General features: G+C 34.1%; 14 protein-coding genes. 6 read left to right on the plus strand and 8 right to left on the minus strand.

The window, feature by feature from the left end; translation table 11 throughout:
• Positions 1–6: 6 nt before the first annotated feature.
• From murI to PK35_RS09720, 8 genes are all read right to left on the minus strand, one after another.
• A complete protein-coding gene (murI, locus tag PK35_RS09685) occupies positions 7–786 on the minus strand; it encodes a glutamate racemase (protein ID WP_044626520.1) in 780 nt (259 codons plus the stop codon).
• Positions 787–862: 76 nt separating this feature from the next.
• On the minus strand, positions 863–1,363 hold the full coding sequence (locus PK35_RS09690; protein WP_044626521.1) for an OmpH/Skp family outer membrane protein: 501 nt from the start codon (positions 1,361–1,363) through the stop codon (positions 863–865).
• Between the two features lie 32 nt (positions 1,364–1,395).
• Positions 1,396–2,436 (minus strand): OmpH family outer membrane protein, encoded by a 1,041-nt coding sequence (locus PK35_RS09695; protein ID WP_238320904.1) that lies wholly within the window; start codon positions 2,434–2,436, stop codon positions 1,396–1,398.
• Positions 2,437–2,577: 141 nt separating this feature from the next.
• Positions 2,578–5,223 (minus strand): BamA/OMP85 family outer membrane protein, encoded by a 2,646-nt coding sequence (locus tag PK35_RS09700; protein WP_082048569.1) that lies wholly within the window; start codon positions 5,221–5,223, stop codon positions 2,578–2,580.
• The gene (locus tag PK35_RS09705) at positions 5,156–5,896 is read right to left on the minus strand and encodes an isoprenyl transferase (RefSeq protein ID WP_044626522.1); all 741 of its coding nucleotides are present in this window, start codon (positions 5,894–5,896) and stop codon (positions 5,156–5,158) included. Before PK35_RS09705 ends, PK35_RS09700 begins: the two co-directional genes overlap by 68 nt.
• A 2-nt stretch (positions 5,897–5,898) precedes the next feature.
• Complete coding sequence (gene porG, locus PK35_RS09710) at positions 5,899–6,585, minus strand: type IX secretion system protein PorG (RefSeq protein ID WP_044626523.1); 687 nt, start codon at positions 6,583–6,585, stop codon at positions 5,899–5,901.
• A gap of 92 nt (positions 6,586–6,677) precedes the next feature.
• Positions 6,678–7,571 carry an NAD kinase gene (locus tag PK35_RS09715; RefSeq protein WP_044626524.1) on the minus strand — a complete coding sequence of 298 codons (894 nt, stop codon included), beginning with the start codon at positions 7,569–7,571 and terminating at the stop codon, positions 6,678–6,680.
• A gap of 3 nt (positions 7,572–7,574) precedes the next feature.
• The gene (locus PK35_RS09720; protein WP_044626525.1) at positions 7,575–8,234 is read right to left on the minus strand and encodes a CBS domain-containing protein; all 660 of its coding nucleotides are present in this window, start codon (positions 8,232–8,234) and stop codon (positions 7,575–7,577) included.
• 86 nt (positions 8,235–8,320) lie between these two features.
• On the opposite strand from PK35_RS09720, the gene PK35_RS09725 reads away from it, so the two are divergent.
• From PK35_RS09725 to clpX, 6 genes are all read left to right on the plus strand, one after another.
• Positions 8,321–9,037: a pyridoxine 5'-phosphate synthase gene (locus PK35_RS09725; RefSeq protein WP_044626526.1), complete on the plus strand. Its 717-nt coding sequence runs from the start codon at positions 8,321–8,323 to the stop codon at positions 9,035–9,037.
• A 27-nt stretch (positions 9,038–9,064) separates the two neighbouring features.
• Entirely contained in the window at positions 9,065–9,829 is a 765-nt protein-coding gene (locus PK35_RS09730; protein WP_044626527.1) for an alpha/beta fold hydrolase, read from the plus strand.
• Positions 9,830–9,858: 29 nt separating this feature from the next.
• Entirely contained in the window at positions 9,859–10,206 is a 348-nt protein-coding gene (locus tag PK35_RS09735; RefSeq protein WP_044626528.1) for a phage holin family protein, read from the plus strand.
• A gap of 168 nt (positions 10,207–10,374) precedes the next feature.
• Positions 10,375–11,703, plus strand: coding sequence for a trigger factor (gene tig / locus PK35_RS09740; protein ID WP_044626529.1), 1,329 nt, complete (start codon positions 10,375–10,377; stop codon positions 11,701–11,703).
• Between the two features lie 133 nt (positions 11,704–11,836).
• Positions 11,837–12,511: an ATP-dependent Clp endopeptidase proteolytic subunit ClpP gene (clpP, locus tag PK35_RS09745; protein WP_044626530.1), complete on the plus strand. Its 675-nt coding sequence runs from the start codon at positions 11,837–11,839 to the stop codon at positions 12,509–12,511.
• A 64-nt stretch (positions 12,512–12,575) separates the two neighbouring features.
• Positions 12,576–13,808 carry an ATP-dependent Clp protease ATP-binding subunit ClpX gene (gene clpX / locus PK35_RS09750; protein ID WP_044626531.1) on the plus strand — a complete coding sequence of 411 codons (1,233 nt, stop codon included), beginning with the start codon at positions 12,576–12,578 and terminating at the stop codon, positions 13,806–13,808.
• Positions 13,809–13,840: the final 32 nt, after the last annotated feature.

Genomic DNA, 13,840 nt, shown 5'->3' on the forward strand with positions numbered 1-13,840 from the left:
AATCAATCAAAAATTCAAATACTCAACCGTATAATCAGTTCCAATTAGGCTTTGCATAACTTCGGTATTACTATTAGTAAAGAATGTGTTTTCACCTTTCACAAGCGATGTATTAAGTAAATTGTGTTGTTCTAAAACAGATTTTGTTTGTCGCGCAACAGCAGCTCCAGAATCTATGATTTTTACATGTTGGGGTAATAGTTTTATCAGCAAAGGCATCAAATACGGGTAATGCGTACAACCTAATACCAAATAATCAATATTCGCATCAATCATAGGTTGTAAATACTGTTTTAAAAGCTTGGTCATTTCATCCGAGAATAGTTTACCACTTTCAATAAGTTCTACAATCCCATCGCCATGTTGTTCAATAACTTTTATATTACTCGCAAACAATGTTGAGGTTTTCGAGAATAATGCACTACTCAGCGTGCCACGTGTAGCTAAAATACCAATAGTGTTCGTTTGGGTTTGTAATGCCGCAGGTTTAATGGCGGGTTCTATTCCTATAAACGGAATATTATAATTTGCACGTAAAAAATCGATAGCATTGGTGGTTGCCGTATTACAAGCAACAACTATAAGTTTGCAGTTTTGAGTAAGTAAGTACTCGGTGTTTTTTATGCTTAATTCTGTTATGGCCTCTTTTCCTTTTGGGCCATAAGGTGCATTTCTGCTATCAGCTAAGTAGATTGTATTTTCGTAAGGTAAAAGCGTGTTTATTTCCTTCCAAATAGAAGTGCCACCAACCCCAGAATCAAAAATACCAATAGCGTTTGTTTGCATAGTTTAGCAAAAATAAAAAAGACTGTCTCAAAATTAAGTTCTCGAGACAGTCTTTTAATTTATTAAAATAGGTAAATTAAATTCCTAATTTTTTCTTTACATCTACTAAAATATCTTTTCCTTCAGCAACAATTAAAGTCGCTCTATCTAAAACGTAGTCGTAACCTTGTGCTTTGGCAACTTCGTTAATAGCATTCATTGCTTTTTCTTGAATAGGCTTAAATAATTCAGCTTCTTTTTCTGCAATGTGCTTTTGTGCATCTGCTCTAAATTGTGCAATACGTTGTTGTTTTTCTTGTAATTCTAAACCGCGTTTTTGGTTTTCTTCATCGGTTTTTGTGCTAGCTTCAGCTTCGTATTGTTTTACCGTGTTTTGGTATTCTGTAATAGAGGCTTGAATATCGGTTTGGTAAGTTTTACCTAATGTTTCAAGCTCTGCTTGCGCTGCTTTAGCTTCTGGCATTGCAGCAATTAATTCTTGAGTGTTTATATGAGCAACTTTACTTTGTGCTTGTGTAAAGCTAATAGTACCAATGCATAATGCTGTTGCTAATAAAATAGTTTTTAAGTGTTTCATTTTAAAATGTATTAATTGTGTGTTATAAATTATTAATTGTTGTTTAAGCTATCTTTAGCTTTTTGTCTTTCTTCTAGTATTTTTTTCTTTTTTTCTTCTAATTCTTTTTTTCTAGCAGCTCTTTCGGCTAATTTGCGTTGTCTGTTTTCTTCAATTAGTTGCTCTCTAGTTTTGGGTTCTTCCGTCTTAGTAGCTTCTGTTTTGCCTGTTTCAGTTTTAGCGGTTGTTTCACTAGTTTTTTCGCCAGTCTCTTCGGTTTCGGTTCTTCCTTCTAATTTTGCTTGTCGCGCTTTTTCGCGTTCTTCCAATATTTTTTGTCGGCGTTCTTCTGCCGCTTTTACTTTAGCTTCACGAGCAGCCAATTTTTCTTGTCTTGCTTTTTCAATGGCGCTTTCTCGGGCGGCTCTTTTTTCTTCTAAAGCTTTTTGTCTGGCTTCTAAATCTGTATTTATTTCTTCAGGAACCACTTCTTCCGCTTTAGCTGCTTTTTTTTCTGCTTTAGTTTGGGCTTGGTTTCGTTTTGCTGTTCTTGTAATGCTTCGTAAAACTTGTTCGCTAATATCGTAAGCTTTATTAGAGTATAGCATATTCACTTCTGCTTTATCTAAAACTAAATCGTAGTTTCGCGCTTCAGACATGTCTTGTACTGCGGCAAAAATTTGATCTTGAATAGGCTGCATTAATTGCTTTTGCTGAATAAACAAATCGCCATTGGGACCAAAGCGTTTTTGTTGATAATCTAAAATTTCTTGCTCTTCAAACAAAATATCCTCTTCGCGCTCATTAATTAGCTCTTTAGTTAAAAGTGCCTTTTCGTTGCTCAAGTCTTTTCGTTTTTGCTCAATTGCGGTAAGCTTTTCATGGATTTCGTTTTTCCATTTTTCAGCTTTACTATTAAGTTGTGTTGATGCTTCTTGATATTCGGGAACGTTCTCTAAAATATATTCGGTATCAATATAAGCTATTTTTAAACCGCGCTGTGCAAATGATGATAGACTAATTGTAAAAACTAATGTCAATAAAAAAAGAACTTTGTTTTGCATGGGTTTATATTTTTTAATTTCTGAACTCATAATTTTAAACATGACAGTAAATTTTTTCTGTCGTAATTAAACAGGTTTTCAAAATTAACGAATTTTAACTTTAAAAATTTTAATTATCATGCAAAACATCAAAGTGTTATTAGAAAATATCGTGCCAAAATTATTTTTTAATTAAAATTGCTGCCCGATTATGAAGTGAGTTTCCCATCCGTTTTTAACAGTTTGCCCAGGTAGCGGATCGAATCCGTGACCAAAATCGATACCTAATAAACCAAATGCTGGCATAAAAATACGAACACCTAAACCAGCCGAACGTTTTATGTTAAATGGGTTGTAATCTCTAAAATCGTTATACGATACACCACCTTCTAAGAAACCTAAGGCATAAATTTTAGCCGATGCTTTTAGGGTTACAGGATAACGAAGTTCTAAAGAAAACTTATTATAAATGGTACCACCATCGTTTGAAGCTTGTCCTGTAGATTCATCTAGTGGTGTTAGCGATTGGTTAGGGTAACCACGTAATTGTATTACCTCACGGCCATCTAGACTATAGTTGGCTAAACCATCGCCACCTAAAAAGTAACGTTCAAAAGGAATAACACCTCTATCTTGGTTGTAAGCACCTAAAAAGCCAAATTCAACTAATGGACGTAATACTAAATCTTTAGCAACTTGAGTGTACCATTCGCCTTTAAAGTTAACTTTATAAAACTCCAACCATTTAAAACGTTCTTGGTCTATTTCTCCAGCACGGGCATAGTCGTTGCTGTCTGTTAAATCAAGTTCGTCGTATTCCTCTTTAAGCGCTTTGTAATCTACAGTGTTAAATAATGAATATGGTAATGTAAGTTTAGCAGTAACGCCAAATTTAGAACCGCCAGTTGGGTAAATTGGGTCTACACTGGTGTTATTACGACTTAAACCAATAGTGTATGATAAGTTATTTGAGTAACCATCACCAAAAGTAAATAGTCTACTTATATTGTAATTGTTTAAATCGTAACGTTGAAAACTAATGGCTTGCGATAGTGTAAAATAATCGTCTGGTACAGTTAAACGTTTGGCTAAACCTAAAGTTATTCCAGTTATATTGAAGCTTTGATTTTTATCTGCATTACCAGTTTGATAGTTATATGCAAACTGTTTAGTATGAGATATAGAAGTTGAAAACTGCACAGGGCGTTTGCCACCTAACCAAGGCTCAGAGAAAGAGAAACTATAGGTTTGGAAAAAACGGCTTGCTTGTAAACGTAAGGCTAATTTTTGTCCATCGCCCATAGGTATAGGTTTGTAGGCGTCTTTTTTGAAAATATCTTTTATTGAAAAGTTATTAAATGATAAACCTAAAGTACCAATAAAGCCACCGCCACCGTAACCACCTTGAAGCTCAATTTGGCTTGATCCAGTTTCTTTAACCGAATATTCCATATCGATAGTACCTTCGTTAGGATTTGGGTTGTTAAAGTTTGGTGTAATTTCTTGGGCGTCGAAAAAGCCTAATTGCCCAAGTTCACGAACAGTACGAACCACATTGGCTTTACTGTACAACTGCCCAGGGCGTGTACGTATTTCACGATATACTACGTGGTCGTTTGTTTTATCGTTTCCAACCACCGATACTTTGTTGAAATAAGCTGGTTTTCCTTCAGAAATTCTAACTTCAATATCAATAACATTATTATCGGCACTAACTTCAACAGGGTTTATGGTTGAGAATAAATACCCATTATTTTGGTATTGGTTTGTAATGTCGAAACCATCGGGTTTAGTATCGTCGGCAATTCGTTTTTGTAATTCAACACCGTTATAAGTGTCGCCTTTATTAATACGTAATACACGACTTAAATATTCGTTAGAGTAAACAGTGTTACCAATAAATGTAATGTCGCCAAAGGTGTAAAGTTCCCCTTCGTTTACAGCAATTTTTAAGGTGATGGTTTTATCGTCGTTAACAATAACGCTATCAGAAATTATACGCGCATCGCGATAACCGTTTTCTTTGTATTTATTCACAATATTGCCTAAATCGGCTTGATAAGCCGAATCGATAAATTTTGAACGTTTGTAAATACGTAAACGGTTAATTTTTTTAGTGCCTTTCATGGCTTGTCTAAGCTTTTTATCGCTTAAAATATTATTTCCTGAAAACTCGATGTCTTTAATTTTTACCTTTTCACCTTTATCTACATTAAGTACCATATTTACTCGAGCTGTAGGAATAGAATCTTTAACCTCGATGGTGTTAATGTGTACTTTGGTGTTTAAAAAGCCATCTTTTTTATATTTCTTTTCAAGGAAGTTTTTAGTCGTAGTAATAAGGTTTTCGGTAACTTTTACACCTTTATTAAGCTTTGTATCTTTAATAATACTTTCTTGTTTTCCTTTTTTAATCCCGTTAATTTTAAGAAGATTAAGCTGAGGTAAATCACTAAGTTTAATTTCTAAATAAGCCACATCGCCTTCGGTGCGGGTAACGTAAACTTCTATGTCGCTAAACAATTTAGAGTTCCAAAGTTTTTTAATGGCATTGGCAATTTCTTCACCAGGAATGGTTATTTCTTTGCCTTTTCTTAAACCAGAATACGAAATAATGGTTTGGTCGTTAAAAGAAGTGTTACCAGAAACACTAATTTCACCTAAGGTATATTTGCTACCTTGGTTATAGGTTTGTGCTTTAATGCTTATGCTGGTAATTAAAAAAAGTAATGCTAAAGTATACTTTAAACGCGGTTTTAAAGTTAGCGTGTTAGCTAAGTTGTTCACTTGTTTTCCCAAATCGTCGTTCTCTTTTTTGATATTCAATAATAGCTTCATACAAATGTTGCTTTGTAAAATCTGGCCACAATATTTTTGTAAAATATAATTCGGCATAGGCGATTTGCCAAAGCAAAAAATTACTAATACGTTGTTCTCCGCTAGTTCTAATAAGCAAGTCCACGTCTGGTAAATTTTGCGTGTAAAGATGCTCATTTATAATTGATTCTTCAATATTTTCCGGCGAAATTATATTATTTTTAACTTTAATGCTAATTTCTTTAACAGTGTTTAGCAATTCTTCTCTAGAACCGTAGCTTAACGCAAGTGTAAGCGTCATTCTTGAATTATTCGCAGTTTTGTTAATAACATCCATTAGCTCACTATGTACTTTTTTTGGGAGCGTATTTAAGTTACCTATGGCTGCGAGTTTTATGTTGTTATCTTGAAGTGTAGAAATTTCTTTTTTTAGTGAGGACACCAAAAGTTTCATTAGTGTTTGTACTTCTAATTTTGGGCGATTCCAGTTTTCGGTAGAAAAGGCATAAAGGGTTAGGTTTTCTACCCCTAATTCGGCGCAAGCTTCAACCGTTTGTCTTACCGATTTTGTACCATTTTCATGTCCAAAGGCACGAATCATGCCTTGTTGTTTTGCCCAACGCCCGTTGCCATCCATAATAATGGCAATGTGTTTTGGCAGTCGGTTAAGTTGTATGTTGTCTTTTAAATCCATTTTTAATCAATACAATAACATGGGTTTTCTCCAAAGGTGTAAGTTAGTGTAAAACCTGTAAATACATACCAATCGTTATTGTTTATATTTCCAAAACTATAATTTTGTCTGAATTTGTTGTCTGGAATATTACCATCAATTTCATCAGAAAAAGTATAGCGCGCACCAATTTCTAAACCGAGGATAAAATTACCTAAAAAATTTGTTTTAAACCCTATTGCCATAGGTATTCCGTAAGCCCAACTTTTAGTGTCTTCGGTAGTTTGTTCGCCATTTAGGTAATAGTAGTTATTGTGATTAGCCACACTTAATCCTGCAAATAAATATGGTGTCGCTAATTTGTCGCCAGAATGCAGGTTGAAATCGGTAAAGGTAAACTCCATACCTGCCGAAAACTCAAGTAAATTTGTGTTTAAATTATAATCTCGTTGGATGCGTCGCGGGTCATCGGATTTGTTATCGGAGGCTTTTAAATCGGAATATATCACAGAAACCCTCCAAGAATGTCTGGAACTCGCATTCCATTTGTACAAAAGACCAAGTGCAGGTGCGTTTGGTGCAATATATTGGGTAGCACCTACATCGCCAATTAAATTACTGCCACCACCAAAAACACCAATTTCGTTTATTTGAGAGTGAGAGAAATGTATGCTTAAAATACTTAATGTCAATAGAATAAATCGCCTCATAAACATTCAAAAGTTTGCAAATATAATAAATATGATGAGCCTACAATAATATGAGCCCATTAGTATGAGTTTAAAACAGATTTTCTATTGAATTATTGCTTTTGGTTTCGGTTGTCTTCACCCCAAAGTAGTTTTTTTCTAAGTGTGTCTAAAAAGCTTTCGTTAAACAAATCAATCATTTTAATGGTAAAATCGGCTTTTTTAATTTTTATGATGGTGCCGTTGTCAAGTGTTGCAATTCGCGAATCGAGCGAAATTAAATGTTGTTGCTCTCTACCGTCTACTTTTAATTGTATTTCGGTAGAATCGGGGATTACCAACGGGCGCGCACTTAAATTATGTGGTGCAATAGGTGTTAGTACAAAACTGTATGCGCCAGGTGTAATAACAGGTCCGCCACAACTTAAGGAGTAACCGGTAGATCCTGTTGGGGTTGAAACGATTAAGCCGTCGCTCCAATATGAAGTTAAATATTCACCATCTAAATGCGTTTCAACCGTAATCATCGAGGTGGTATTTTTTCGGCTTACGGTAACCTCGTTTAAGGCGAAGTATAAATCTTTAACATCGGCGTTTGTTGGTGAGGTTTCAACTTCTAATAAACTGCGTTCCGAAATTTTGTATTTGCCGTCAATTATATTTTGAAAAGCTTGCTCGATAGCTTCCACATGAATGGTTGCTAAAAAACCTAAACGGCCTGTGTTTATGCCAATAATAGGAATATCGATATCTTTTACATAAGTAATGGCGCGTAAAATAGTACCATCGCCACCAACACTAACGAGTAAATCGAACGATTTATCTAAGTGGTCGAATTTATTAAAAGTTTCAAAACCTTTAATATTATGCGCTTCATTGTTTATTAAGTTATAAAATTCGTCTTCAATGTAGGCTTCAATATCTTGTCTAAACAAATAATTAAATAATGTTTCAACCGATTTGCTTGTTGTTTTGTTGTAATAGCGTCCAAAAACGGCAACTTTCATAAATTAAATGTTTAAATAACGGTTTAAGTAATCGCTTCGTTCTTTTAAATTAGCAACGTAGCTGTCTTCTTCGTGGTTCGATACAATATTATAACTATAACGACGAAAGGTTTGAATAATATCGTTAAGTCCTATATTTCCTATTTTTAAGGTAATTTGCACCAAATCGGAATTCATTTTAGATAAAAAAGCCCCTAACAATTTGCCGTCGTTCGATTCTACAATCTGACTAATTTCGCTAAATGAATAGTCGTTAATACCTTTTTCTACCACTAATACGCCGCCTGGTTCGGCAAAAAATGGTGAGTCGCCAAATAAGTTAATAATATCGTTGAGTTCGTAATAGCCTAAATAGTCGTTTTTTTCGCTTAAAACAGGCATAATGTTGGTTGAGTTTATAGAGAAAGCCTCTAAAACATCAATTAATAATGTGGTGTTACGAACATAAAAATCTTCAATCGCATATTTGTAATCATCGAGTTGCTTTTCGTTATCAAAACAATGTGCGTCAGTTTCAGAGAAACATCCTAAATAAGCATCGTTGTCGTCTGTAATTGGGATATGGGTAAGTGTTAATTGGTTAAACAGTTGTTGCATATCGCTAATTTTACTTTTGCTATTTAGCGGTTTTATGTCGTTTAATATAAATTCTGAAAGTTTCATAGCGCTATTATTTACCTGCAAATTAATCAAAAAAATACTATGTATGCCTGTTCTACTTTGTATTTTTGCTTTGTAAATTAGATTTAATGACAAAGTTAAGCGTAAATATAAATAAGATTGCAACCTTAAGAAACTCGCGAGGTGGCGATGTACCTAATGTGGTAACTTTTGCTAAAGACGCCCAACGTTTTGGAGCCGAAGGAATAACCATTCACCCCAGACCTGACGAACGCCATATTCGTTACCAAGATGCACGCGATTTAAAACCCGAAGTTTATACCGAATATAATATTGAAGGCAACCCAATAGAATCGTTTATGAATTTAGTGCTTGAGGTTAAACCTACTCAAGTAACTTTAGTGCCCGATGCCGTTGATGCTATTACAAGCAATGCGGGTTGGGATACTATTAAACACAAAGATTTTTTAGTTGATGTGATTAAGGAATTTCAGCAAAAGGATATTAGAACTTCCATTTTTGTAGATCCCGATTTAAAACAAATTGAAGGAGCAAAAGCCACAGGAACTGATAGAATAGAATTGTACACCGAAGGTTACGCACACCAATATAGCTTAGGAAATAAAGCGGCTATAAACCCTTATGCAGAAAGTGCCGAATTAGCCAACGAATTGGGTTTAGGTATTAATGCAGGCCATGATTTATCGCTAGATAATATTGAGTTTTTCAAGAATAACATTCCTAATTTATTAGAAGTATCTATTGGGCACGCACTAATTGCAGAAAGTTTGTATTTGGGTGTCGAGAATGTGATTCAAATGTATCTTAGTAAACTCAAATCATAATTCAGAAATCCGAATTCAAAATCAATAATGATACTACATTCAAACATATTAGGAGAAGGAAAGCCATTTATAATTCTTCATGGTTTTTTGGGTATGAGTGATAACTGGAAAACCTTAGGAAGTAAATTTAGCGAACAAGGTTACCAAGTCCATTTGGTCGACCAACGCAACCACGGCAGAAGCTTTTGGAGCGATACCTTTAATTATGAAGTTTTAGCTGAAGATTTAAAAAACTATTGCGACCATCATAATTTTAAAGATATTGTGCTTTTGGGGCATTCTATGGGTGGTAAAACAGCGATGTTGTTTGCTACAATGTATCCAGAATATGTGTCGAAATTATTGGTTGCCGATATATCTCCACGCTTTTACCCTGTGCATCACGATGCTATTTTAAACGGATTGAGCGCACTCGATTTCACCACTATAAAAAGTAGAGGAGCCGCCGATAAAGCTTTAGGAGAATACATTTCAGATTTTGGAACACGACAATTTTTACTTAAAAATATTTACCGTGTAAATAAGGATACTTTTGGTTTACGCATAAATTTAGAAGTGCTTCACAACGAAGTTGCCGAGGTAGGCGAAGCGTTACCAACGCAGAACACCTTTGATAAAGATACCTTGTTTTTACGTGGCGATCGTTCAGAATATATTGGTGTTGGAGACGAAAGTATTATAAAACGCCATTTTCCAAAAGCTGATATTATAACAATTTCTAATGCAGGCCATTGGTTGCATGCCGAAAACCCTGATGATTTTTATGATTCCGTTATGAGCTTTTTAAATTAGGTTTTATTACATTTCATAAAAATATTTATATGAAACTAATAATTCGACTTCTTTTAAACGCCATTATAGTATTTGCTTTAGCACATGTTTTAAGCGGCGTTTATGTAAGTAGCTACGTTACGGCAATTATTGTAGCTGTAGTACTTTCAATTCTAAACTTATTTGTAAAGCCTATTTTGGTTATTTTCACCTTGCCAATTACCATACTAACGTTGGGCTTATTTTTGCTTGTAATTAATGCGTTAATAATTCTGTTGGCTGATAATTTAATTGATGGGTTTTCGGTTAATAGTATCTGGACTGCCATACTTTTTAGCATCTTATTATCTATTTTGCAATCTATTATTCAATCTACATTAAAAGAAGATAAAAAGTAGTCTATAAATCAACCGATTAAAAACTTTGTTGGGATGTAAAAATAGCTTACTTTTGCATCCCAATTTTAATTTCGATTAAAGTTGTTTCCGCGAAAGCGAAAATTTAATAAATAAGGCTGTAATGCCAAATTAAATTGTTAAACACCTTTTAAGGTATATAGAGTTACAATGAATATTACAAGAGAAAACGTTGATGCATTAAATGCTGTAGTAAAAGTAGATATCGCTAAAGAAGATTATAGCGATAAAGTAGAGAAAATCTTAACAGATTACAGAAAGACAGCTAACATTCCTGGTTTTAGAAAAGGGCATGTGCCAATGGGAATGGTGAAGAAACAATACGGTAAAGCCGTTTTGGTTGATGAAGTAAATAAGCTTTTACAAGATGCTTTAAACAAGTATTTAACCGAAGAAAAACTAGATGTTCTTGGGCAACCTCTACCAAAACCTCAAGATGATATTGATTGGGACGCCGATAAATTTTCGTTTGAATTTGAATTAGGTTTAGCGCCAGAATTCGAGGTAGAATTAAAAGGTAAAAAAGCCATCACGCAATACAACATTGTTGCCGACGATAAAATGATTGACGAGCAAGTAGAGCGTATACAAAAACAATACGGTAAATTAGTTTCTCAAGATACTGTTGAAAAAGACAGCGAAGTTACTGGAAATTACACCAACGAAGAAAAAGAAATTGATAACAAAGTCACTTTAACTTTAGATAAGTTTAAAGGAAAAAGTACCGAAAAACAATTTATTGGTGCTAAAGTAGGTGATGTTATTACTTTAAAAACTAAAGGACTTTATGACGACGAGCACGAGTTAATGCATGCTTTAAAATTAGGTCACGATGAGGTTCATGGTTTAGATATTGAAGTTAACTTTACGATTTCTGAAATTAATAAGCGTGAGCTTGCCGATTTAGATCAAGAATTATTCGATAAATTATTTGGTGAAGGCACGGTAAAATCGGTTACTGAGTTAAAAGAAAAAATTAAGGAAGATGCCGAAAAACAATTCGTGCAACAAGCCGATCAAAAGTTGCTTAACGACGTTACAGAATATTTAGTTGAAAACACTAAATTTGATTTACCTGCTGAATTCTTAACCAAGTGGATGCAAACTGCTGGTGAAACAGAAATGGATGCAGAACAAGCAAAAGAAGAATACGAAAAGTCTGAAAAAAGCTTACGTTACCAGTTAATTGAAGGTAAATTAATTGAAGCTAACGATATTAAAATTACTATGGATGATATTAAAGATCATGCTCGTAATATGATTAAAGGACAAATGGCTCAATTTGGTCAAATGAATCCTTCAGATAAAGAATTAGACGATATCGCTGCACGTGTATTATCAAACCAAGATGAGGCACGCAGAATATCAGAACAAATTATTAGTCAGCGTTTATTAGCTATTTACAAAGAAAAAGCGAATCTTAAAGTAAAAGAATTAAGTTACGAAAACTTTGTTAAAGAAGTGTACGGCGACAAGTAATTAAAAAATTAAATGCTTATCTTTAAGCGCTTAAATCTTGTTGATTTAAGCGCTTTTTTATTACAAACCTATTAAGATTTATTTGTATTTTATTGTAAATCAAATCTTTATAAAATAAACTTCAAATTAAAATATGGACTACGCAAAAGAATTTGAAAAATTCGCGATAAAAGACCAAGGCATAAGCAGTACGTACTACAATAAAATTATAAGTAGCATGTATCCTACCAATTTAACACCAAACATTATTGAGGAGCGCCAAATGAATATTGCTGTTTTCGATGTGTTTTCACGTTTAATGATGGATAGAATTATATTTTTAGGAACAGGAATTAACGACCAAGTTGCAAATATTGTACAAGCGCAGTTACTGTTTTTAGAAAGCACCGATGCAAATAAAGATATTCAAATTTATATTAACTCTCCAGGAGGAAGCGTTTACGCTGGTTTAGGTATTTACGATACCATGCAATTTATTAAGCCAGATGTGGCCACTATTTGTACAGGAATGGCAGCATCAATGGGTGCGGTTTTACTGTGTGCAGGAGCAAAAGGTAAGCGTAGCGGTTTAACACATTCGCGTGTTATGATTCACCAACCATTAGGTGGGGCGCAAGGTCAGGCTAGTGATATTGAAATTACGGCTAAAGAGATTCTTACTTTAAAAGAAGAACTTTATAGAATTATTAGTAAACATTCGGGGCAAGATTACGACAAAATTTACGAAGATAGTGATAGAGATTACTGGATGAAAGCCGATAAAGCTAAAGAATACGGTATGATTGACGAGATTTTAGCCCGTAATTAAAATAAAAATTTGTAAATTTAATATTGATTTACAATGATTTACAGTAATAATTAGAATTGATTTAATGGCAAAGGAAGAATTAGAATGTTCATTTTGTGGTCGTAAAAAGCCAGAAACTAACTTATTAATTGCAGGTTTAGATGCGCATATTTGCGACCGTTGTATAGAACAAGCTCATGGTATTGTTTTAGAAGAGTCGAAACAAAGCGATAGTAGCGATTTATCTGCCGAGTTAAAACTGCGTAAACCGCAGCAAATAAAGGCTTTTTTAGACGAATATATTATTGGTCAAGATGTTACCAAAAAGGTGATGTCAGTAGCAGTTTATAATCACTACAAGCGCTTGTTACAAACGCCAACTAAGGATGATATCGATATTCAAAAAAGTAATATCATTATGGTTGGGCAAACAGGTACGGGTAAAACATTAATGGCTAAAACAGTTGCCAGAATGTTAAATGTGCCTTTAGCAATTGTAGATGCTACAGTATTAACCGAAGCGGGATATGTTGGTGAAGATGTTGAAAGCATTTTAACAAGATTACTGCAAGCTGCCGATTATAACCTGGAAAAGGCAGAAAAAGGAATTGTTTTTATTGATGAAATTGATAAAATAGCTCGTAAAAGTGATAACCCTTCAATAACTCGTGATGTTTCGGGTGAAGGTGTGCAACAGGCCTTATTAAAACTTTTAGAAGGTACCGTTGTTAACGTGCCACCAAAAGGCGGACGTAAACATCCGGACCAAAAGTTTATTGAAGTAAATACTGAAAATATTCTATTTATTGCTGGTGGTGCTTTTGATGGTATAGAGCGTGTTATTTCTAAACGATTAAATATGCAAGCGGTTGGTTATAGTGCTTCGATGTCTGATGATGTTGTCGATCAAAACCATTTGTTACAGTATATTATTCCAAAGGATTTAAAGGATTTTGGATTAATTCCAGAAATTATTGGGCGTTTACCTGTATTAACTTACATGGATCCGTTAGATGCCAATACACTTAGAGCAATTTTAACCGAGCCTAAAAATGCTTTAATTAAACAATACAGAAAATTGTTTGATATGGATGATATAGACTTTAGTATTACCGATGGTGCTCTAGAGTTTATAGTAGGTAAAGCAATTGAGTATAAGTTAGGAGCTCGTGGATTGCGTTCGCTTTGTGAAGAAATTTTAACCGATGCGATGTTTGAATTACCAAGCAGTAACGAGAAAAAATTAAATGTAACTAAAGCTTACGCCGAGGAAAAATTAACCAAAACTACTTTAAAAAAGTTAAAAGCTGTTTCGTAAAATAGCTAGTTTATAAAAATAAAAACCACGAT

It is taken from the genome of Neotamlana nanhaiensis (assembly GCF_000943555.1).
GTDB lineage: Bacteria > Bacteroidota > Bacteroidia > Flavobacteriales > Flavobacteriaceae > Neotamlana > Neotamlana nanhaiensis.

Coding starts and splice junctions, on each gene's coding strand:
- murI (WP_044626520.1), bottom strand. CDS start 786: ATGCAAACAAACGCTATTGGTATTTTTGATTCTGGGGTTGGTGGCACT.
- PK35_RS09690 (WP_044626521.1), bottom strand. CDS start 1,363: ATGAAACACTTAAAAACTATTTTATTAGCAACAGCATTATGCATTGGT.
- PK35_RS09695 (WP_238320904.1), bottom strand. CDS start 2,436: ATGAGTTCAGAAATTAAAAAATATAAACCCATGCAAAACAAAGTTCTT.
- PK35_RS09700 (WP_082048569.1), bottom strand. CDS start 5,223: ATGAAGCTATTATTGAATATCAAAAAAGAGAACGACGATTTGGGAAAA.
- PK35_RS09705 (WP_044626522.1), bottom strand. CDS start 5,896: ATGGATTTAAAAGACAACATACAACTTAACCGACTGCCAAAACACATT.
- porG (WP_044626523.1), bottom strand. CDS start 6,585: ATGAGGCGATTTATTCTATTGACATTAAGTATTTTAAGCATACATTTC.
- PK35_RS09715 (WP_044626524.1), bottom strand. CDS start 7,571: ATGAAAGTTGCCGTTTTTGGACGCTATTACAACAAAACAACAAGCAAA.
- PK35_RS09720 (WP_044626525.1), bottom strand. CDS start 8,234: ATGAAACTTTCAGAATTTATATTAAACGACATAAAACCGCTAAATAGC.
- PK35_RS09725 (WP_044626526.1), top strand. CDS start 8,321: ATGACAAAGTTAAGCGTAAATATAAATAAGATTGCAACCTTAAGAAAC.
- PK35_RS09730 (WP_044626527.1), top strand. CDS start 9,065: ATGATACTACATTCAAACATATTAGGAGAAGGAAAGCCATTTATAATT.
- PK35_RS09735 (WP_044626528.1), top strand. CDS start 9,859: ATGAAACTAATAATTCGACTTCTTTTAAACGCCATTATAGTATTTGCT.
- tig (WP_044626529.1), top strand. CDS start 10,375: ATGAATATTACAAGAGAAAACGTTGATGCATTAAATGCTGTAGTAAAA.
- clpP (WP_044626530.1), top strand. CDS start 11,837: ATGGACTACGCAAAAGAATTTGAAAAATTCGCGATAAAAGACCAAGGC.
- clpX (WP_044626531.1), top strand. CDS start 12,576: ATGGCAAAGGAAGAATTAGAATGTTCATTTTGTGGTCGTAAAAAGCCA.